The organism is Streptomyces viridosporus, assembly GCF_002078235.1.
Classification (GTDB): domain Bacteria; phylum Actinomycetota; class Actinomycetes; order Streptomycetales; family Streptomycetaceae; genus Streptomyces; species Streptomyces viridosporus.
Window position 1 is genome coordinate 1 of sequence record NZ_MSGP01000706.1, and the last position, 746, is coordinate 746.

Below are 746 nucleotides of genomic sequence, written 5' to 3' on the forward strand. Positions count from 1 at the left end.
GAGGGGGGGCGGTCAGGGGCGGTGCCCGATCATCCGCGCCGCCGACGCGATCGTCGCGCGGGCCTCGCGTTCGGACAGGCCGGTGCTGCGGGCCGCGTCGACCAGGGAGGCCACGAGGGCGGGGCCGATGCCGTCCTCGTAGGCACGGCAGGCCGCCCAGAACAGGCGGGTGTTGCGCTGGCCCTCGTGCGCCGCGAGGACGAACTGGACCAGTCCCCGGCCGTGTTCGCCGGTCGACGGGGGCGTCGGGCGGTGCGCGCGGGGCGGCGGGAGGAGCAGGCGCAGGAGGCCGGGCGGGCAGGCCGCCGGGGGTAATTGGGCGGTACCCGGGGCGGTGGTGTAGGTGCCGTGGTCGGTACGGGAGCCGGGGCCGACGAGGTAGCCGCCGGCGCCCCGGACGTCGATGCCGGGGGCGAGGCGGCCCGCGGAGTTGGGGACGACGACGTCCGGCGGGCCGCTCAGCCACAGGTGGCGGCCGCCGCTCGGGGTCAGCACGACCACCGTGGCGGGGATCGTGAACGAGTGACGCCGCGTCAGTTCACGCAGGGCGGCGGAGGGGTCCGTGCCGGCCTTCGTGTCCAGGTCGATGCCGATGAGGTGGTGCGGGGGCAGTCCGCAGGCGATGCCGTAGCCGGTGGCGCGGGGCGCGGCGGCGAACAGCTCGCGGATGCGGACGGGGTCGGTGGAGGCGTCGTGGACGCCGTGGCCCGGGCGGCCGCACTCGCGCCGCCCGGGCCACGGCGTCC

Annotated in this window: 1 protein-coding gene; it reads right to left on the reverse strand. The window is 77.9% G+C overall.

Translation table 11 applies throughout. The features are described 5' to 3' along the window. Positions 1-12: 12 nt before the first annotated feature. Positions 13-746, reverse strand: a 734-nt coding sequence (locus B7L92_RS36205; RefSeq protein WP_081241418.1) for a bifunctional DNA primase/polymerase, incomplete at its 5' end; no start/stop codon positions are given.